Raw genomic sequence first — 20,253 nt, 5'->3', positions numbered from 1 at the left:
CCATGGCTAAACCCAATAGAAGAGAGTTTATCAAGAAAAGCGCAGCTGCTGGTATAGGGATTTCAGCTCTGGGGACCTTTGCTTTCTCACCCAAATCCTATGGCAGAATCATCGGTGCAAATGATCGACTCAATGTTGCTTTGGCAGGATTGGGAAGAAGACTTGGCGCCTTCTACGAGCCCATTGGATTGAAATCAAGCAATGTGAATCTCCTTTTCCTCTGCGATGCTATGCAGTCGCAGATGCCTAAGGCCGCCAAAAACTTCGAGAAATGGATTGATTACCAGCCCAAGCAGGAACAAAACATTCTGAAAGTACTGGAAGACAAAGAAGTTGATGTTCTGATCAATGCCACTCCAGACCATTGGCATGCACCGGGTACTTGGTTGGCACTGGAGCGAGGAAAACATGTATATGTAGAGAAACCCTGCTCTCACAATCCCCGAGAAGGAGAATTGCTGATTGCGCTTCAAAAAAAATACAACAAAGTCGTACAAATGGGCAATCAGCAGCGATCTGCCCCGGAAAGCCGGGAAATCATCGCTGCCATTCATAATGGAGCTATCGGAAATGTATATATGGCCAAGGCCTTCTACAGCAATAACCGAGGCCCGGTACCCAATCCTGTGCAGCAGGCTGCTCCTGAAGGCTTGGACTGGGAACTTTTCCAAGGTCCTGCACCTAGAAAGCCCTACATGCATGACACCTGGAATTACAACTGGCATTGGTACGGTTGGGATTACGGGACGGCAGAGACCGGTAACAACGCAACTCATGAATTGGATGTGGCAAGATGGGCCCTTCAGGTAGATTATCCTTCCGAAGTGATGGTGGTTTCTGGCAAGATGCACTATCCCGAAGACGGCTGGACTATGTATGACACCATGGATGCGACCTTTAAGTTTGAAGGAGGGAAAGTGATCCAATGGGATGGGAAAAGCCGGAACAATTATAAAACATATGGCTCCGATCGGGGGACGATTATCTATGGAACCGAGGGCTCAGTCTACGTGGACCGGGGTGGTTACAAGCAGTTTGATCGATCAGGAAAAGAAGTAAAATCGAACTTGGCGAACAATAATGAGGGAGGTACCGTATTAGGAGGCGGAGGAGACATGAGTACAACCCATGTGGTCAATTTCTTCAATGCTGTAAGAGGTCTGGAAAAGCAGAATTCCAATATTGAAGAAGGTGCCGTTTCTACCCTACTTTGCCATCTGGCCAATATCAGTAGCAGAACTGGAGAGACCTTAACATGTGATCCAAAAAATGGACATATTCTCAATTCCCAAGAAGCCATGAAGCTTTGGACTCGAGAATACGAAAAAGGCTGGGAACCTCCGAAAATTTAATCAACAGTTCATTCAATTTGGTTTTCTTATATACCAGACACCTCCATCCGAATAGGTTGGGGGTGTTTTTTTTGCATAATCAAAATCCCTCTTGTACCTATAGTTTTTTCACTTATCAAAAGAAAAAGGATCCATAGTCCAGCATAGATTCAATTTTTCGGAAACAATTGCATAAAATATCCTTATTCACACTTTTTACGGTATTGCTAGATTTTCAAAAAACTCGCAGACTACTTAACCATTTTACAATCCAGAATTTTATTTTTTAAAATTAATAAAAGACCACATTAAGTTTTATTATAAAACAAATAGTTCGCAATCGATTCCGTAATTCCAAGCAAGTAGGGATTGTTATGATTTTTCCTTCTATCTACCTTAAACCACATATTAAAACTCATTTTTCTCCTCTTATACCTGAAAGCAGAAAATTGAATAATCAAATCTATCTATAACAATAACCCCTTTAACTATGCGTACAAAATTTTACACATGCCTCTCGGTAGTGTTAATGATGTTGCTCAGTGCAGGATTTGCATTGGCGCAGGATGTGCAGGTGGGTGGTACCGTTTTGGATGAGACAGGCACCCCTATTCCGGGTGTTTCTATCCTCCTCAAAGGAACCACACGAGGCACTACCACAGATTTAGATGGAAAATACTCCATCGCCGGTCCCTCTACGGGAGTCCTAGTCTTTTCATTTATCGGGTACACTACCTTGGAAGAGACCATAGGAAACAGAAGTAAAATAGATGTGAGTCTAAGTCCGGATTTATCTGAACTTGAAGAAGTGGTGGTAGTGGGCTACGGTACTCAGAAAAAGAGTCAGTTGACAGGTGCTATTTCTTCTGTTGGAAGTAAAGAAATTCAAGAATTGCCGATTGTGGATGCTCGTCAAGCCCTACAGGGACGTGCTGCAGGTGTGGACGTAACTCAGGCTGGATCTAAGCCAGGGACAGCTCCTCAAGTACGTATTAGAGGTCGTCGATCATTCAACGCTTCTAACGAACCTCTTTATGTAATCGACGGAATTCCTACAGCAGGTGGACTGGAAGACATCAACCCTCAGGATATCACCTCAATGGAAGTTCTGAAAGATGCCTCTGCAACTGCCATCTACGGATCAAGGGGTGCAAATGGGGTTGTATTGATCACTACCAGAAGAGGAAGCACAGGAAAGACCGTAGTATCTGTAGATTCTTACTATGGGATCAATTCGGAGCTCGGACAAATCGAGGTTTTTGATGGACCTGGTTTTGCTGAGTACAAAAGAGAATCCAGAAGAGCTACAGGAGCATATCCAGAAGGACCTTCTACTCCTGAAGCTGACGCAAGAATTTTTGAGCCGGTTGAATTAGATGGGATAGCTACTGGAAGAAGCACAGATTATGTAGGTGGCTTGATGAGAACCGGAAATATCCAGAGTCATCAAGTTGGTGTGAGCGGAGGAAATGAAAAAACCACCTTCTTTATCTCCGGCAACTATTTCCGGGATGTAGGTGTCATCCAAAATCAGGACTTTACCAGAGGAACTTTCAGAATCAACCTGGACCATTCCATCAGCAAAAAACTTAGAATAGGTACTTCCACTTTGGTTACCTACAGCAAGAGAAATGGTGAAAACTTCAATCCAATCGGTGGAGCACTTCAGGAAAACCCTTTGGGTAAGCCTTTTGATGACGAAGGAAATCTGATCTTCCTTCCTACTTCCGATGGTTTGAGAACCAACCCATTTGCTGAAATCGTGCCCGGTGCACAAGTAGACGAAACCTACAGAACCAGAATATTTAACAGTATTTATCTGAACTGGGAAATTGCCAAAGGCCTAACCTACCGATTCAATTTCGGACCAGACTTGACCATCAGAAGATCAGGAAGATTCACAGGTTCCCAAACCAATGCACGAAGAGGCGGGGACGCTACCGGGAGTGTAGATGATCGATTCAACTTGAATTATACCATAGAAAACATCCTGACCTATGACAAGAAGCTGGGCACTGATCATAATATTAATGTGACTTTGCTTCAGTCTTTCCAGCAGGACAAATTTGAGCAATCCACCATCAGCGTATTGGGTATCCCTGCTCCTTCTCAGCTTTACCATAGATTGGGAGATGCATCTCAGATCACCGGTGCCAACACTAATTTGATCGAGTGGGCGCTTCTTTCCTACATGGCTAGAGCTAATTATGGCTACAAAGGGAAGTATCTTTTGACTGCTACAATCCGTGCTGATGGTAGCTCCAGATTCGGGGAAAACAACAGATTTGGATATTTTCCATCTGTAGCTTTTGGCTGGAACATGCATGAGGAAGGATTCATCAAAAACTCCTCTTGGATCGATCAGTTGAAATTCCGTGTCAGCTACGGTTCTATCGGTAACCAAGCGATCAATCCATACCAGACTCAGCCTCTTCTAGGAAGAACATCCTATGCTTGGGCTAGTGGCGGAACGGCTGCATTTGGATACAGACCTAATACGATTGGAAATCCAGATTTGAGATGGGAAACCTCCACTACCTTCAATACAGGTTTGGACTTCTCCATTTTCAAAAACAGAGTCTTCGGTACACTTGAATACTATGTGACCACCACTTCTGATTTGCTGGCACCTCAGCCATTGCCCAACTCTACCGGATTTGGAGGATTTACCACCAACATCGGTAAAACACAAAACAGAGGTATTGAATTGACCTTGTCTACACTCAATATCGAAAAAGGTGACTTTGTCTGGTCTACTGACCTTATTTTCACAAGAAACAGAGAAGAAATCCTTGAACTGCCCAATGGAGATGATATCGCAGCAGGTAGATTCATCGGACAGCCTTTGACTGTGTTTTATGACTTGAAGAAAGTTGGAATCTGGCAACTGGATGAGGCGGATGTAGCTCAGTCTTTTGGTGATAAACCTGGAGAAATCAAAATCCAAGACACCAACGGCGACGGAAGAATCAACTCGCTGGATAGAGTGTTTATCGGATCTGCGGTTCCTGACTTTTCATTGGGTATGACCAACCGTTTCTCTTTCAAAGGTCTTGACTTGTCTTTCTTTATTTTTGGAAGATTCGGCTCTACCATTCGATCTGCCTTCCATGACAACTTCAACTCACTCTTTGGAAGATATAACAATTTGGCCGTGGATTATTGGACTCCAAACAATCCAACTAACCTCTATCCAAGACCAAATCAAAACCAAGAGCGACCTAAGTACAATACTTCAATGTCCTATTTTGATGGAACCTTTATCAAGGTGAGAAACATCAATTTGGGCTATACCTTAGGGCCAGATGCGTTGAAGAAAATCGGTTTTGCCAGTCTAAGAGTCTTTACCAGTATCCAAAACCCATTCATCTTCTCTGAATACAGAAGAGTGCACAAGGGAATAGATCCTGAAACCTTCATCGATGGTGAGCAAGGTGTTGAAGGCGGTGTAGTCAATGCAAACATTGCACCTCCTGTGGTTCAGTACACCTTTGGAATCAACGCTAAATTCTAACTCAACGCAAGAAGACAATGAAAAACAATACATTAAAAAATAGACTTCTGGCCTGGGGAAAAACAACACTTTTCTTTACCGGCCTTGCCATAGCCACTTCCTGCCAAGATGCATTGCAGGAAGATGTAATCTCGCAGATTGGCACCGAATATCTGAATACTCCCAAGGGAATTGATGATGCAATCAACTCATCCTATAGCTCCATGAGGGTATGGTATGGTACAGAGCGTGGAAACAACTTCACAGAATTTGGTACTGATATCTATACCAATGGTGCCGATGGCTCCTGGAAATTCATGAATACCTATACCAACCAGTTTGATTCCCAAACTGGGCACGTGAGAGAGCTTTGGGATGAACTGTACCGAGGCATCAATACTGCCAATGCTGTGATTGACAGAGCTCCCAATGTAGCAGGAATGGACGCTACCATTAGAGCTCAGCGGATTGCAGAGGCTAAATTTATCAGGGCCCATCATTATTTCCTTTTGGTTCAGCTGTTTGGTCCTGTTGAATTAAGATTGACTGAGACCATCATTCCTACCAATGAGGTATCCAGAACTCCTGAATCCGAAATCTACGCAGCAATTATTCAGGACCTGAACGAAGCCATTCCAAATCTAGAAGACAAAAAAGCTTCCAGCCAATATGGTAGAGCCACCAAATATGCCGCTGAGCACCTGTTGGGTCGTGTTCACATCACCAAAGCCACTTCTTCTTCCGGCGCTGGAGATGACTATTCCAAAGCAGAGGCCTTACTAAAGGATGTCATTCAAAATTCCGGCTTGAGATTACTCAGTGATTTCGGAGATGTACATGCCTTCGGCAATGAAATCAATGACGAAATCATCTGGTCTGTGCAGTACACAAGAAGCCCTCTGACAAACGGTGGTGGAAATAACTCCCACGTATTCTTCTTGATGGAATACGATACACAGCCAGGTATGCAAAGGGATACTCAAAACGGAAGACCGTTTAAGCGATACAGACCCACTGTCTACGCTTTGGAAACTGTCTTCCAAAACCGGGAAAATGACAGCAGATATAAAAAGTCTTTTAAAGACACCTATTTGTCCAACAGACCGGGAACCTACACTGCGACTTTCGACAATTCCAAGACTAGTTTGTCCTTTGCAGCAGGGGATACTACCATGTTCCTTCCAGGTTTTGAAATGTCAGTGGAAGAAAGAGCCAAAAGACCTTATCAGGTGCTAGTACCTAGCAGATATGATGAGAAACTTTTCCCAGCCTTGACCAAGCATTTGGATCCAGGACGGGTAGACCGTACCCAATTTGAAGGGGGTAGAAATTATCTGGCTATGCGATTGGCTGACACCTACCTTCTTTTGGCAGAGGCCCAATTCCGTCAGGGAAAATTGGCTGAAGCTACAGAGACCATCAATGTGGTAAGAAGAAGAGCTGCTTGGCCAGGAAAAGAAGCTGAGATGGAAATCACTCCTGACGAATTTACTTTTGAGTTCCTCATGGAAGAGAGAGCCAGAGAGCTTACCGGTGAGCAGACCCGTTGGTTGGATTTGAAAAGATGGGGTAATCTGGTTCAGCGTGTAAAACAATACAATCCTCAAGCTGCACCGAATATTCAGGATTTCCATACGCTACGACCTATCCCTCAAAATCAGATTGATAGAGCAGCAGGAAATCAGGAAGGTTTCCCTCAAAATCCGGGATATTAATCCACTAAGTAAAAAGACATAAAAAAGGGGGCGCTGAAATTCAGCGCCCCTTTTTTCAATTAAGAAAACCAAAAATTATAAGACTATTGTGGAAGATCGGATGGTAATATGGGAAGGGATCGTAATGACTTGATTAGGCAAATCAGGCTGACGGGGTTTAGTCAGCTTTTTGATCAACAATTTGGCACATTCCTCACCAATCGAAAAAGCGGGCTGAGTAATCGTAGTCAAGGAAGGATTTAGCAAGCTGGCAATGCTCAAATTCGAAAAGAAAGAAATGATTTTCAAATCATTGGGAATCTTCAAATCTGTTCTTTTCACGGCATGGTACGTGGCCAAAGCCAATTTCTCAACAGAAGAAAGAATACCGTCTGGTCGATTGGGTCCTGTAAGCAACTTTCGGATGGATTCAATATTCTCCTCCTCTTCTTGACAGCAAGTGATATTTAATTGAGGCTCAGGAGAAAGCCCTGCCTGTCTTAAGGCATCCAAATACCCTCTATGTCGCTCCTTGGTGATCGACAGCTCTTTTGAAAGCATCAAAAAAGCAATCTTTCTGCAACCCTGTTGAATCAAATGTTTGGTCCCCTCAAATCCGCTTTCGTAATCATTGGTGATGAATTTGGTAGTAGGAATAGCCGGACAAATTCGGTCAAAAAACACCAGTGGAAATCCCCGCTCATGAAGTCGAGTCAAATGGGATATATCGCTGGTTTGACTGGAAACAGACATGACGATCGCATCTGCACGTCCATTCATCAGAAGATTGACAATTTTCTTTTCCCGATCCACATCCTCATGGGTACAATACACCAATAAGTGGTATCCATGCTCCTGGGTCACTTCCTCAATGCCGTCAACCACTTTGGAGAAAAAGTTGCTCATCCGCTCAGGAATAACCACCGCAATCGTCTTGCTTTTGTTTTCCCTAAGGCTTCTTGCAAAAGGATTAGGCTGGTAATTCAACTTTTCAGCCATGCTAATGACCTTCTTTTTGGTCGCTTCGCTGATTTCGTAGCTGTCATTGAGTGCACGGGAAACTGTCGACGGGGAAAGCTTCAGTTCAGCAGCAAGTTCTTTGAGGTTAACTCCGGTACTCATAGATCAGATGGGTTTATTGTGAATAAAATTTCTTTAAAAATTTCACTCAATCAAAATAGTGAATTATTTCCATTAAAATAAAATGTGCAATCGTTTCCGTATTTAGCTGTTTTCAGAAGAGGGATAAAGGATAAATTTATTTCTCAAACAAAGGCGTAAATAAGCCATTCTGCCCAAAATGATACCTGTACAAACCCACCCTACTTTCCTGTCGGATGATTTTTTGTTAAAGAATGAATTTGCAAAAATCCTCTACCATGACTACGCCAAAGAGCTACCCATTATAGACTATCACAATCACCTGCCCCCTTCAGAAATCAGGCAAAACAAGAAGTTTGAAAACATCTCAAAAATCTGGTTGGCAGGAGACCATTACAAATGGAGAGCTATGCGGACACTTGGGGTTAAAGAAAAATTCATTACGGGAGATGCAACTGACCCTGAGAAATTTGAAAAGTGGGCATATACCCTACCCTATACCATGCGAAATCCACTTTATCATTGGAGTCAAATGGAGTTGAAGAGGTACTTCGATGTGGATGATCTTTTGGGGCCAAATAATGCTCAGGAAATCTATTTCAAAACGACAGAAATGCTGCAAGAAGACCGGTTTACGACCCAGCAGCTTTTAGAAAGAATGAATGTGGAATTGGTATGCAGTACTGACGATCCTGTCGATACCCTTGAGCATCATGAGGTTTATTTTCACAGTAAAGGGCAGGTTCAGCTTTATCCCGCTTTCCGTCCCGACAAATCCTTCGCGATTGAAAATCCGGAAAATTACCGCTCCTATTTGGAGAAACTCTCCGATTGCGTAGGTTTTGAAATCAACTCCTTCGACACCCTTATCGAAGCTTTGTCCAACCGGGTTGAATTTTTCCACTCAAGAGGCTGTAGACTTTCTGATCATGGACTTGAAAAATTGGTTTACTCCTCAGATAGCCGACTTTCTGCAGATGGAATCCTTCAGAAGGTCCTCAGAGGAAATCAAGCCTCTCCGGATGAAATAGAATATTTCAAATTCAAAGTGCTGAAAAAATTGGCAAAAATGTATCATGCCAAAGGCTGGGTGCAGCAGTTTCACTTGGGTGCCCTGAGAAATACCAACTCCAGAATGCTTAAGGTTTTGGGACCGGATACTGGATTTGATTCGATTGGAGATTTTGATCAGGCTTTGGCACTGGCAAGATTCCTTAATGAACTGGACAGCACGGATCAATTGACCAAAACTGTAATCTACAACCTCAATCCCAGGGATAACGAAGTCTTTGCTACCATGATAGGCAACTTCAATGACGGTTCTGTGAAAGGTAAAATACAATTCGGATCCGGGTGGTGGTATTTGGATCAAAAAGACGGGATGGAAAAGCAAATGAATACCCTCTCCAATATGGGATTGATCAGCTGTTTTATCGGCATGCTGACCGATTCCCGCAGTTTCCTTTCATTTCCAAGACACGAATATTTCCGAAGGATTCTGTGCAATTTGTTTTCCCAAGATGTAGAAAACGGAGAATTGCCTTGGGATGAAAAGTGGCTCGGAAAACTGATCTCCGACATTTGCTATAACAATGCAAAGAACTATTTCGACTTTTCTCCCAGTAACTATCGCATTTGATGATTGACTCTTCTATATTTTCCATTCATGGGAAGAAAATTGCTTTCTCAGGCGCAACGGGTGTTTTGGGTACTACTATGGCCCTGCATCTGGCCAAAGAAGGTGCCGAGGTACTCATTTTGGGTCGCACTCCAAACAAGGTAAGCGACCTCGTCAGTGAAATCAATTCACACGGCGGAAAGGCCTGGGGGTATTTCGTAGATGTTACTGATGAAGACTCCCTTCAGAAAGTAGCCCAAGTCATCGAATCCCAACATGGTCGAATTGATGTCTTAATCAACTCTGCAGGCGGAAATATGCCAGGTGCAGTCATCCGACCGGACCAAAACTTTCTGGACTTGGATACCAACTCCCTACGGAAAGTAATGGACTTGAATTACTTGGGAACTGTGCTGCCAATCCGGGCACTGCTTCCCCTTATGCTCAAAAACGGCAAGGGAAATATTCTCAATATCAGTTCAATGGCAGCTTCACGCCCCATGACCCGTGTGATGGGTTATGCATCAGCCAAAGCAGCAATCGACAATCTTACCAAATGGCTTTCGGTAGAGTTGGCTCAAAAACACGGGCCTGAATTCCGGGTCAATGCCATTGCTCCGGGTTTTTTCCTTACAGAACAAAACAGAACCTTGCTTACAGAAGCAGACGGTTCTCTCACCCAAAGAGGAAATCAAATCATAACCCACACTCCGATGAACCGATTTGGAAAGCCTGAGGATCTTTTGGGAGCACTTCAGTGGCTTTGCAGTGATGCATCGGCATTTGTCACAGGCACCATTGTAGCTGTGGATGGAGGGTTCAGTGCCTATTCAGGGGTTTGAGGGAATTAGTTGATAGTTATCGGTTATTTGTAAGTGGTAAGTTGTAAATGCTTGAAGAAATCTTCACTCATCGTTCAGATACAAAAGCCAGATTTAATCGTCTAATTTCTTTCCTAGAGAATCCATTAAAAAAGAACTGATAGCCAACATATACTAACTTTATTACTAAATAACCAAATACTAAACAAGCAATTCCATGAGCTACAGAATGGAGCAAACCATGCGTTGGTATGGTCCCAAAGACCCGGTAAGTCTCCGGGACATCAGACAATCAGGTGCCACAGGAATCGTCTCTGCTCTTCACCATATTCCCAATGGTGAAGTCTGGTCTAGAGAGGAAATTCAAACCCGAAAAAAGACCATTGAAGATGCCCGCCTGACTTGGTCTGTGGTTGAATCGGTTCCAGTGCATGAGCAAATCAAAACCCGAACCGGTGATTACCTCCAACTCATCGAAAACTACAAGCAAACCTTACGCAATCTGGCTGCAGAAGGTGTTTACACCGTTTGCTACAACTTCATGCCTATATTGGATTGGACTCGCACCAATTTGGAATATGAACTTCCCAACGGAGCAAAAGCACTCTTGTATGAGAAAAAGGCAGTAGTAGCATTTGATCTGTTTATTCTTGAGCGAATGGAGGCATTTTCGGAATACAGCCCCCAAGAAATAGAAGATACCAAGGCTTATTATGACCAACTAAGCCCAGACGCCAAACAACTCATTTTGGACAATATTCTAAAGGGATTACCCGGGTCTGAGATTGGATACACCTTGGATGAATTTAAAGCCATGCTTCAAACCTACTCCGGAATAGATGCAACTAAGCTTGCGGAACATTTGAGGATGTTTTTGGACGCAGTCACACCTGTTGCAGAAGAGGTGGGCGTCTATCTGTGCATTCATCCGGATGATCCTCCTTTTTCCCTTTACGGACTCCCTAGAGTAGTAAGTACAGCCGCAGATGCCAGGAGAATTCTCACCCAGACTCCAAGTCATCACAATGGGTTGACTTTCTGTACAGGGTCTTATGGGGTCAGAGCGGATAATGACCTTCCAGCCATGGTCAGGGAATTTGGAGACCGCATTCATTTTATCCATTTGCGAAGCACCAAAAGAGATGCTGAAGGGAACTTCTACGAAGACAATCACCTGGAGGGAAATGTGCCTATGGTTGAAGTCATCGATGAGCTATTGACTTGGCAGGAAAAGCGTAAAAAAAGCATCCCGATGAGACCAGACCACGGCCATCAAATGCTTGACGATCTGAATAAAAAAGTATCCAATCCAGGCTACACCGGCATAGGAAGGCTAAAAGGTCTTGCAGAAATCCGAGGAGTGGAAGAAGCCCTGGTATGGATGAAAAAAAGATAATAACAGATTCCGCTTCATCACTCTTCCCCGGAAAATTCATTTTTCCGGGGATTTTTATTTCAAGCCAATCTGATTTTTCCCGGTTCTTGGAAAAGTTTCCTATAAAAAAAGAATTAAATCTTCTTCAAACTTATCTTAGCCTTTAAACCAATAGACCCAATCATGGCTGAGTTTTATTCCAAAAAAGACCTTCTTTTCCAGCTTTTTGAAAACCAAAATTGCCTAGAGTTAGTCACTTTCCCCTATTTCACCGATCATTCAGAGGAAACGTTTAAACTGGTTCTGGATGCAGCTGAGCAGATTTCGGTCAATTCTCTCTACCCGATTTTTAAGGAAATGGACAGAAATGAACCCCAGCTGATTGATGGAAAAATTCGAATTCATCCCAAAATGAAATCAATTATCAGTCAGTTTGGAGAAGACGGATGGATTCAGGCAATTTTTTCTTACGAAGAAGGAGGGCAGCAACTTCCATGGACTATTCATCTCTGTGCGGGATTTATCATGCAAGCCGCCAATTATTCCGCAAGTGTATTTCCTTTTCTGACCACAGGAGCTGCCAATCTGATCCGAACGTTTGGATCAAAAGAATTGATAGATAGGTTCACTCCTAACATGTATTCGGGTAAGTGGCAAGGAACCATGGCATTGACCGAACCTGATGCGGGGAGTTCGCTTTCTGATTTGACCACCACCGCATTTCCTACCGAAAAGGAGGGCGTCTTTCACATCAAAGGCCAAAAGATCTACATTTCTGCGGGAGACCATGATGCCTGCGAAAATATCATTCATCTTATGCTGGCACGAATTCAAGGTGCTCCTGCAGGAACCAAAGGAATATCCCTCTTTGTGGTACCCAAGAACCGGGAAAATGGAATGTTGAATGACGTCCTCACTCAGGGGATATATCACAAAATGGGATACAAAGGTGCTCCCATAGCCCATTTGATGATAGGTAGCAATGAGGGATGCGAAGGGTACTTGGTAGGTGAACCCAATCAAGGGCTGAAGTACATGTTTCAAATGATGAATGAGGCACGTCTGGGAGTCGGAATGAATGCCGTAGCGATCGCAACAGCAGCTTACCATTCGTCTCTCTCCTATGCTAAAGAAAGACCTCAGGGAAGAAAATTGACCGAAAAAGATCTCAACAAACCTCAAGTGCCAATCATCGAACATGCGGATGTAAAAAGGATGCTCCTATTCCAAAAAAGTGTGACTGAAGGAGCTCTTGCCCTGCTTGTTTATTGCGGAATCCTTTCCGATAAAATTTCAAAGGAAGAAAATGCCCAAAAGAAAAAGGAAATGCATCTCCTTTTAGATTTACTGACGCCAATCGCCAAATCTTATCCATCCGAAATGGGAGTCCAAAGCACTTCGGCTGCTGTTCAGATACTGGGAGGGGCAGGTTATACCACTGATTTTCCTGTGGAGCAATATTATCGGGAAGCGAGAATTCATCCGATTCATGAGGGAACTACGGGAATACATGGTTTGGACCTTTTGGGGAGAAAGGTGCTTTTGGAAGATGGATTAGGCTGGAAGCTTTTGCAAAAGGAAATTCAAAAAACTATCCAAGAGTCGCAGGACGTGGAAAATCTTTGTGAATTGGTAAAGGCTTTCGAAGAAAAACTAAAAAAATTCAACCATGGCGCTGCCCAGCTTTTATTTAAGATGAATCAGGGACCAGAAAAATTCTTAGCTGATGCTTCTCTTTTCTTGGAAGCTTGTGGGATTTTAACTGTAGGCTGGATGTGGCTAAAGCAGGCTGTAACTGCCCAAAAGGCCCTAGAAAAAGGAAATCCTGATCAAGACTTCTATTTTGGAAAGCTCGAAACCGCCCGGTATTTCATGGAGTATGAGATGATAAAAATTGAAGGTTTGCTTCCCCGGTTCCACTCCAATTCTTACCCAACGATAGATATGAATAAAAACTGGTTTTAAAACCTATTAATCAAAGCAGACTAAGTTTATTGTGTTTTAAGGTATTACTGAAGGTAAGCCTGGACATAAATTTGAATTCAACAACAATTGTCTATTTTTGGCAATATTGCTTTTAAATCGAAAAATCTAATGAAAAGAGTACTTGTAAGCGGTGGAGCCGGTTTTTTGGGAAGCCACCTTTGTGATCGTTTACTTTCTGAGGGTCATGAAGTTTTGTGTGTAGATAATTTTTTCACCGGAAACAGAAGAAATATCCACCACCTTCTTGATAACAAGAATTTTGAATTGTTAAGACATGATGTCACCCATCCTCTCTATGTGGAGGTGGATGAAATATACAATTTGGCTTGCCCTGCCTCTCCTATCCATTATCAGTTTGACCCTGTTCAGACCACCAAAACCTCTGTGATTGGAGCGATGAATATGCTAGGCTTGGCAAAGAGACTCAAAATCAAAATCCTGCAAGCTTCTACTTCCGAAATTTATGGAGACCCTGAAATTCACCCTCAACCGGAGTCCTATCGTGGCAATGTCAATACACTTGGTCCACGGGCTTGTTATGATGAAGGGAAGCGATGTGCTGAGACCTTGTTTTTCGATTACCACAGACAGCACGGAGTAGCCATCAAGGTCATGAGGATATTCAATACTTATGGTCCACGTATGCATCCCAATGACGGAAGGGTGGTTTCCAACTTTATTGTTCAGGCACTCAATGGTCAGGATATTACTATCTATGGAGACGGAAAACAGACCCGCTCCTTTTGCTATGTAGATGATAATATCAATGGGATGTACAGCTTGATGAATTCTAGAGACGGATTTACAGGCCCTGTGAACATTGGTAATCCAGGAGAATTCACCATGCTTGAACTCGCCCAACTTGTAATTGAATTGACCAACAGCAAAAGTAAATTGGTCTTCATGCCTTTACCTCAGGATGACCCAATGCAAAGAAAGCCAGTTATTGACCTTGCCAAGAAGGAACTGAATTGGGAACCCAAAATCCCACTAAAAGAAGGGTTAGTCAAAACCATCGCTTATTTTGACTCCATCCTTAGAGAAGGGTAATAAAAAGGACCGTCAATTGGCGGTCTTTTGTTTTATTGAATAAATTCAAATCATCCTAAAAACCAATTCACCCATCCAAGCAAATGGATAAAAGTATTCGAAGATTTACACTCGTATTTTTTATTCTTGCCCTTACTGCTACCCTCTTGGGTTCCTTTTTCAAACCTGCCATTGGACAATTGATTGAAAACCCTCTTTCGCTTGTAGATAGGAAGGAGGAGGAAGAACACAGCACTGACGGGTTGCCGATTCCAATTTCGGTGGATTTCCCGGATGTGGTAGAACTTCCTAAGTTGAAAGGAAAAGTGGCAAAGGATGCCTATGAAGACCATTTGACCGCAGCAGAAAACAATGGAGTAGGAATCATCGAGACAAAAGAAAGATTAGATGAGCTGATTGAATCTGAACAATTGGTTGAATTAAACCGAGGAAAAGGATACAACGTGGAGCCCTTGACCCACAGCCACCCTTATGTGACTCCCCAATCAAAAAAAATAGTGGAAGAAATGGGCTTGATGTATGAAATTCTAGCCGGTGATGGTAGCTTTTTCTCCATATCCTCAGCCACCCGAACCATGAACCAGCAGGTGAACCTTAAAAAGAGAAACCGAAATGCTACTGCCGGAAACAGTTCTCATTCCTTTGGAGTGTCGTTTGACATTTCTTATATCCGATTCAATGGCAAAAGGGCCTGGGATCAAAAAGCCCAAAGAAATTTGGAAAAAGTCCTCAATCATTTTCAGGAAGCCGGAAAAATCTATGTCATCAAAGAGCGAAAGCAGAGTTGCTATCATGTGACGGTTAGGTGATTCTTCCGCTGAATAAAAACCAAAAAAGACCGCCTCTCAGCGGTCTTTTTTGGTTCCGATCTTCCAACTCTTAATACCCCAAAGTCTTCAACATGCTTTCCTCGGTCTGATCTTTGGCAAAAAGCCAATGCTTAATCTCTCCATTTTCATCCCGGTCGATCAGCACATGCTTAGGTGCAGGAATCAGGCAATGCTGAATTCCTCCATATCCACCCAGAGACTCCTGATAGGCGCCGGTATGGAAAAACCCGATATACTGAGCTCTTCCCTTTTCAATTTTTGGGAGATAAATATTGTATTGGTGTGCTTCGGAATTGTAATAATCCATGCTGTCACAGGTAAGTCCACCCAAAGAAATCCCTTGGTAGGTTTCATCCCAATTGTTCACTGCCAGCATGATGTACTTTTGATTCAATCCCCAGCTGTCAGGCAATTGAGTGATGAATGAGCCATCAATCATGTACCAAAGCTCTTTGTCATTTTGCAGCTTTTCGTCCAAAATCGAATACAACACTGCCCCACTCTCTCCTACTGTGTAGCTTCCGAATTCGGTAAAAATATTCGGTTCCGTCGTGTTGTTTTTGGCACACATCCACTTGATGTTTTTTACGATCTGATCAGCCATGTATTGGTAATCGTAGTCGAAAAAGACATTGGTCTTGATTGGCCATCCGCCTCCAATATCCATTGTATCCAGACTAGGGGCGATTTTCTTCAAATCCACATACTTTTGGATAAAACGGGTCAATTCAGACCAGTAATACGCCGTATCCCGTATGCCGGAATTGATGAAGAAATGCAACATCTTAAGACTTACGAGGGGATGATCTTTGATTTTCTCTTCGTAAAGCTGGATTATATCATTGTATCTCACTCCCAAACGGGAAGTGTAAAAACCAAACTTGGGTTCCTCGTCAGCTGCAATTCGAATTCCGACTTGGAAAGGCACTTTCACATGCTCCAAGTAGTAATCAATCTCACTTAGATTATCCAAAATAGGAACACAATTGACAAAGCCGTCATTGAGCAACTCGGTGATGTATTGCTTGTACAGTTCCCGCTTAAACCCATTACAAATGATGTAGGTGTTTTTGGTGATTTTTCCTTTTTCATACAGGCTTCTTACCAAAGGAATATCGAAAGTGGAGGAAGTTTCGATATGAATGTCATTTTTCAGGGCTTCATTGAGGACAAAGCTAAAATGAGAAGATTTGGTGCAATAGCAATAGGTATACTTCCCATGGTAATCATGGGCTTTGATTGCGTTGTTGAAATAGGATTTGGCGTTTTGAATACTTTCAGAAATCTTCGGCAGATAGGTCAGTTTCAGCGGAGTACCATAGGTCTGAATGATTTCCATGAGGTTCACTCCATTAAAAAATAATTCGTTGTTTTCGACATGAAATTCCTTGGTTGGGAAATCAAAGGTCTGCTGAATCAGGTCAATGTATCTGTTCATTTAAGGAAGATTTTTTAAATAAGTTTGGGATGCAAAATTTGTCTTTTTATCGGGGTATATCAAATGAATACCTGATAAAAGAACCCTAAGGAAGAAAAAAGGTTGATATCCTTTATGGATAAGGCATTAAGAAATCATTATTCAAAAATCACAAAAGAACAGAGTACTCAGAGGAATAAACTACTTGAAGATCGAATTTCAGAAAGGAAAAACGGACCTTTTTGAGTAGTTTCGCACCGGCATTGGCCCAAGATAAACCCAACTATAACTCATCTATGAGAGACATCAAATTAGTCGAAGTTCGATCCGAAATTGCAGCAGGGACCCGAGGAGCAAGCCTTGGAATTGACGCCCTAAAAATCGCCAGCTTGGACAAGAAGTCTGATTTTTTCACCCAGTTTGAACCCATTAATATTCCTGACGCCAACAATTACCTCTGGAAAGGGAATAAGTTTCCTCACGCCAAGTACATCGACGGGGTCTATCAAGTGCTCAAAAATGTCTATTCGACGATTGAATCGCTCCGTCTGGAAAAGAAATTCCCCATTGTTTTGGCAGGAGACCACAGCACTGCGGCTGGAACAATCATGGGAATCAAGGCAGCCCATCCGGAAAAAAGCCTAGGCGTGATCTGGATCGATGCCCATGCGGATTTGCACACTCCCCTGACCACTCCTTCCGGAAATATGCACGGGATGCCCCTAGCCATGGTCAGTCAGCTGGACAATCCGGAATGCCAAATCAATCAACCAACCGAAGAAACTTTGATTTACTGGGGAAAAATCAAAAAAATCGGAGGTGATTTCCCAAAAATCAATCCCAAAGACATCGTATTCATCTCGGTTCGGGACACTGAAAAACCAGAGCAATTCCTGATGGAAAAATATGGAATCAGGAATTTCACCACGGAAGAAGTAAGGAACCAAGGAGTAAAACAAATAGCGGAACAGGCACTGGAAATCCTCAAATCCTGCGATCAAATCTACATTTCCTTTGATGTGGACAGCTTGGACAGCTCGATCTCTGTAGGTACCGGGACGCCTGTACCAAATGGATTGACTTTGCAGGAAGCAATCGACCTCAATGCCGAATTGATTAAAGACAAGCGCGTGTGCTGCTGGGAAATCGTAGAAGTGAATCCGACTTTGGACATGGAAAATACGATGGCCGAAGCGGCTTTTGAAGTCCTCGAAGTCACCACCAAATCGCTTGTGGATAATTTCTAGATTGGCCACAAAGAACACAAAGAAGCACTAAGAAATGGGTCTCTACAGCCAATACAATGAAGATGAATTAAGTAAAGTAGTCATTGGGTTGGCAATAGATGTGCATTCCCAAATTGGACCAGGCCTTTTGGAAAATGTTTACAAACAAGTCTTATATCACAAACTTTCAAAAGCAGGATTACTTGTAGAAATGGAAAAAAACATGCCTATTCATTTAGATGATTTGGATATAGATTTGGGTTATAAAATTGATCTTTTGGTGGAAAACAAGCTGGTTTTAGAGCTTAAATCAGTTAAAGAAATTAGTAATGTCCATATTGCTCAGGTAATCAATTACTTAAAATTAGGCAAGTTCAAATTAGGTTTAATCCTGAACTTCAATGTTTATCAGTTAAAATCAGGAATCAAAAGGGTCATTTTAACAGACGGGCCAAGACCCTTCTAATTTACTTTCTTTGTGTACCTTCGCGTTCTTTGCGGTTAATTCTTCAGTAAAAATGAACTTTCAAAAATCCATAGTCCAAGGCATTCAGCTCGCCTTTCAGAATATATACAACCACGATCTTCCTCTAGAGCAGATCAGCCTCTCTCCTACCAAAAAGGAATTTGAAGGCAGCTTCACTTTTGTGGTTTTTCCTTTTCTGAAAATCACCCAAAGCACTCCTGAAAAAACCGCTCAGGCTATCGGTGAATACTTAAAGGCCAACTTAGACGAGGTCAGTGACTTCAATGTGGTTAAGGGTTTTCTGAATTTGGTCCTAAATGAAACCACATGGATTGATCTTTTTCAAAAGCTGTATTCCAATCCAAAACTTGGTCAAATGCCTGAAAAAGGCCAAAAGGTCATGGTGGAATACTCCTCCCCAAATACCAATAAGCCTCTTCATCTGGGACACTTGAGAAATAACTTTTTGGGTTTTTCGGTAGCGGAAATTCTCAAGGCCAACGGATACGAGGTCATTAAAGCCAATCTGGTCAACGACCGAGGCATCCACATCTGTAAGTCCATGGTTGCTTATCAGCATTTTGGAAATGGAGAAACTCCCGAGTCCTCAGGCTTGAAAGGAGATCACCTCGCCGGAAAATACTACGTGCTTTTTGATCAGGAATACAAAAAGCAAATCAAAGAACAGGTAGAAAAGGGAAGTTCAGAGGAGGAGGCAAAGAAAAACGCTCCAATCCTTCTTGAGGCTCAAGATATGCTCCGCAAATGGGAAATGGGAGATCAGGAAGTAGTTGGGCTTTGGAAGAAGATGAATTCTTGGGTTTACGAAGGATTTGAAGCTACCTACAAAAAGATGGGGGTAGATTTCGACAAATTCTATTACGAATCAGACACCTATCTTTTGGGAAAGGACATTGTGGAAGAAGGTTTAGCCAAGGGCGTTTTTTTCAAAAAAGAAAATGGTTCGGTTTGGGTGGATTTAACTGATGAAGGGCTCGATGAAAAGCTCGTCCTCAGAGGCGATGGCACTTCAGTCTACATCACTCAAGACATGGGAACTGCCGATTTGAAATACAAGGATTTCCAGATTGATAAATCCGTATATGTCGTTGGAAATGAGCAGGATTATCACTTTGATGTCTTGTTTAAGATAATGCGAAAGCTGGGCCGATCTTATGGGCCGGGTCTATATCACCTTTCTTACGGGATGGTAGATTTGCCTACCGGCAAAATGAAATCCCGAGAGGGCACAGTGGTGGATGCAGATGACCTGATCGATGAAATGATCGAAACGGCCGAACACCATACCAAAGAACTCGGAAAGATTGAGGGCTTCAATGAAGAACAGGCCAAGGAGTTGTATGAGATTTTGGGATTGGGTGCTCTTAAGTACTTTTTGCTCAAAGTGGACCCCAAAAAGAGGATGCTCTTCAATCCCAAGGAATCTATTGAATTTCAGGGATACACCGGTCCTTTTGTGCAGTACTCTCACGCAAGAATTGCAGCTATTTTGAGAAAAGCGGACCAAATCGGAGTGAATTATGGAAAGATTGACTTTTCAGACATCAAAGATTTGGCAGAATCCGAGATTGCACTGATTCAACTTTTGAGTGATTTTGACCGGAAAATACAGCTGGCAGCAGACGATTACTCCCCTGCTGTTATTGCGCAGTATCTCTTTGATCTGGCAAAAGAATACAACCGTTTCTACGCAGACCTTCCTATTTTCCATGAAAAGGAGACTAGTTTGGTTGAATTTAGAGTGGCACTTTCTGCACTTACTGCAAAAACAATCAAAAGAGGTATGAGTTTGCTAGGTATCCAAGTACCCGAAAGAATGTAATT

The 20,253-nt window shown here is 42.7% G+C and carries 14 protein-coding genes; 12 read left to right on the top strand and 2 right to left on the bottom strand.

From position 1 onward, the window contains the following. The first annotated feature begins 2 nt into the window (after window positions 1-2). From AAA938_RS04765 to AAA938_RS04755, 3 genes are all read left to right on the top strand, one after another. A complete protein-coding gene (locus AAA938_RS04765; protein ID WP_338227501.1) occupies window positions 3-1,352 on the top strand; it encodes a Gfo/Idh/MocA family protein in 1,350 nt (449 codons plus the stop codon). Window positions 1,353-1,821: 469 nt separating this feature from the next. After that, window positions 1,822-4,845, top strand: coding sequence for a SusC/RagA family TonB-linked outer membrane protein (locus AAA938_RS04760; RefSeq protein ID WP_338227500.1), 3,024 nt, complete (start codon window positions 1,822-1,824; stop codon window positions 4,843-4,845). A gap of 17 nt (window positions 4,846-4,862) precedes the next feature. Next, window positions 4,863-6,539, top strand: a complete 1,677-nt coding sequence (locus AAA938_RS04755; protein ID WP_338227499.1) for a RagB/SusD family nutrient uptake outer membrane protein — start codon at window positions 4,863-4,865, stop codon at window positions 6,537-6,539. Between the two features lie 75 nt (window positions 6,540-6,614). On the opposite strand, the gene AAA938_RS04750 is transcribed toward AAA938_RS04755, so the two are convergent. Beyond that, on the bottom strand, window positions 6,615-7,640 hold the full coding sequence (locus AAA938_RS04750) for a LacI family DNA-binding transcriptional regulator (RefSeq protein ID WP_338227498.1): 1,026 nt from the start codon (window positions 7,638-7,640) through the stop codon (window positions 6,615-6,617). A gap of 178 nt (window positions 7,641-7,818) precedes the next feature. Here AAA938_RS04750 and uxaC point away from each other — a divergent pair, with 178 nt between their 5' ends. From uxaC to AAA938_RS04720, 6 genes are all read left to right on the top strand, one after another. Further along, on the top strand, window positions 7,819-9,258 hold the full coding sequence (uxaC, locus tag AAA938_RS04745; RefSeq protein WP_338227497.1) for a glucuronate isomerase: 1,440 nt from the start codon (window positions 7,819-7,821) through the stop codon (window positions 9,256-9,258). Then, window positions 9,258-10,079 (top strand): SDR family oxidoreductase, encoded by an 822-nt coding sequence (locus tag AAA938_RS04740; protein ID WP_338227496.1) that lies wholly within the window; start codon window positions 9,258-9,260, stop codon window positions 10,077-10,079. Before uxaC ends, AAA938_RS04740 begins: the two co-directional genes overlap by 1 nt. Before the next feature lie 196 nt (window positions 10,080-10,275). Then, complete coding sequence (uxuA, locus tag AAA938_RS04735) at window positions 10,276-11,454, top strand: mannonate dehydratase (RefSeq protein ID WP_338227495.1); 1,179 nt, start codon at window positions 10,276-10,278, stop codon at window positions 11,452-11,454. 162 nt (window positions 11,455-11,616) lie between these two features. Then, a complete protein-coding gene (locus tag AAA938_RS04730; protein WP_338227494.1) occupies window positions 11,617-13,398 on the top strand; it encodes an acyl-CoA dehydrogenase family protein in 1,782 nt (593 codons plus the stop codon). A 129-nt stretch (window positions 13,399-13,527) separates the two neighbouring features. Continuing rightward, the gene (locus tag AAA938_RS04725; RefSeq protein ID WP_338227493.1) at window positions 13,528-14,469 is read left to right on the top strand and encodes a UDP-glucuronic acid decarboxylase family protein; all 942 of its coding nucleotides are present in this window, start codon (window positions 13,528-13,530) and stop codon (window positions 14,467-14,469) included. An 83-nt stretch (window positions 14,470-14,552) separates the two neighbouring features. Beyond that, complete coding sequence (locus tag AAA938_RS04720) at window positions 14,553-15,278, top strand: DUF5715 family protein (RefSeq protein ID WP_338227492.1); 726 nt, start codon at window positions 14,553-14,555, stop codon at window positions 15,276-15,278. Between the two features lie 70 nt (window positions 15,279-15,348). Here the strand turns inward: AAA938_RS04720 and AAA938_RS04715 are convergent, their stop codons facing one another. Then, window positions 15,349-16,737, bottom strand: coding sequence for an arginine decarboxylase (locus tag AAA938_RS04715; RefSeq protein ID WP_338227491.1), 1,389 nt, complete (start codon window positions 16,735-16,737; stop codon window positions 15,349-15,351). A 275-nt stretch (window positions 16,738-17,012) separates the two neighbouring features. Between AAA938_RS04715 and AAA938_RS04710 the strand changes: the two genes are divergently transcribed. Genes AAA938_RS04710 through argS form a run of 3 tightly spaced genes read left to right on the top strand, consistent with a single transcriptional unit; the run spans window position 17,013 to window position 20,251 of the window. Further along, window positions 17,013-17,963 carry an arginase gene (locus AAA938_RS04710; RefSeq protein WP_338227490.1) on the top strand — a complete coding sequence of 317 codons (951 nt, stop codon included), beginning with the start codon at window positions 17,013-17,015 and terminating at the stop codon, window positions 17,961-17,963. A gap of 34 nt (window positions 17,964-17,997) precedes the next feature. After that, window positions 17,998-18,408: a GxxExxY protein gene (locus tag AAA938_RS04705; RefSeq protein WP_338227489.1), complete on the top strand. Its 411-nt coding sequence runs from the start codon at window positions 17,998-18,000 to the stop codon at window positions 18,406-18,408. A gap of 52 nt (window positions 18,409-18,460) precedes the next feature. Continuing rightward, a complete protein-coding gene (argS, locus tag AAA938_RS04700; protein WP_338227488.1) occupies window positions 18,461-20,251 on the top strand; it encodes an arginine--tRNA ligase in 1,791 nt (596 codons plus the stop codon). Window positions 20,252-20,253 lie beyond the last annotated feature (2 nt).

Source organism: Algoriphagus taiwanensis (genome assembly GCF_036245645.1).
Taxonomy (GTDB): domain Bacteria; phylum Bacteroidota; class Bacteroidia; order Cytophagales; family Cyclobacteriaceae; genus Algoriphagus; species Algoriphagus taiwanensis.
This window is presented reverse-complemented; position numbering and strand designations above follow the sequence as displayed.

What these genes read in the sequence shown, in the direction of transcription:
- argS (WP_338227488.1), top strand. Translation starts at nt 18,461, where the DNA reads ATGAACTTTCAAAAATCCATAGTCCAAGGCATTCAGCTCGCCTTTCAG.
- uxuA (WP_338227495.1), top strand. Translation starts at nt 10,276, where the DNA reads ATGAGCTACAGAATGGAGCAAACCATGCGTTGGTATGGTCCCAAAGAC.
- AAA938_RS04765 (WP_338227501.1), top strand. Translation starts at nt 3, where the DNA reads ATGGCTAAACCCAATAGAAGAGAGTTTATCAAGAAAAGCGCAGCTGCT.
- AAA938_RS04760 (WP_338227500.1), top strand. Translation starts at nt 1,822, where the DNA reads ATGCGTACAAAATTTTACACATGCCTCTCGGTAGTGTTAATGATGTTG.
- AAA938_RS04715 (WP_338227491.1), bottom strand. Translation starts at nt 16,737, where the DNA reads ATGAACAGATACATTGACCTGATTCAGCAGACCTTTGATTTCCCAACC.
- AAA938_RS04705 (WP_338227489.1), top strand. Translation starts at nt 17,998, where the DNA reads ATGGGTCTCTACAGCCAATACAATGAAGATGAATTAAGTAAAGTAGTC.
- uxaC (WP_338227497.1), top strand. Translation starts at nt 7,819, where the DNA reads ATGATACCTGTACAAACCCACCCTACTTTCCTGTCGGATGATTTTTTG.
- AAA938_RS04755 (WP_338227499.1), top strand. Translation starts at nt 4,863, where the DNA reads ATGAAAAACAATACATTAAAAAATAGACTTCTGGCCTGGGGAAAAACA.
- AAA938_RS04720 (WP_338227492.1), top strand. Translation starts at nt 14,553, where the DNA reads ATGGATAAAAGTATTCGAAGATTTACACTCGTATTTTTTATTCTTGCC.
- AAA938_RS04730 (WP_338227494.1), top strand. Translation starts at nt 11,617, where the DNA reads ATGGCTGAGTTTTATTCCAAAAAAGACCTTCTTTTCCAGCTTTTTGAA.
- AAA938_RS04740 (WP_338227496.1), top strand. Translation starts at nt 9,258, where the DNA reads ATGATTGACTCTTCTATATTTTCCATTCATGGGAAGAAAATTGCTTTC.
- AAA938_RS04750 (WP_338227498.1), bottom strand. Translation starts at nt 7,640, where the DNA reads ATGAGTACCGGAGTTAACCTCAAAGAACTTGCTGCTGAACTGAAGCTT.
- AAA938_RS04725 (WP_338227493.1), top strand. Translation starts at nt 13,528, where the DNA reads ATGAAAAGAGTACTTGTAAGCGGTGGAGCCGGTTTTTTGGGAAGCCAC.
- AAA938_RS04710 (WP_338227490.1), top strand. Translation starts at nt 17,013, where the DNA reads ATGAGAGACATCAAATTAGTCGAAGTTCGATCCGAAATTGCAGCAGGG.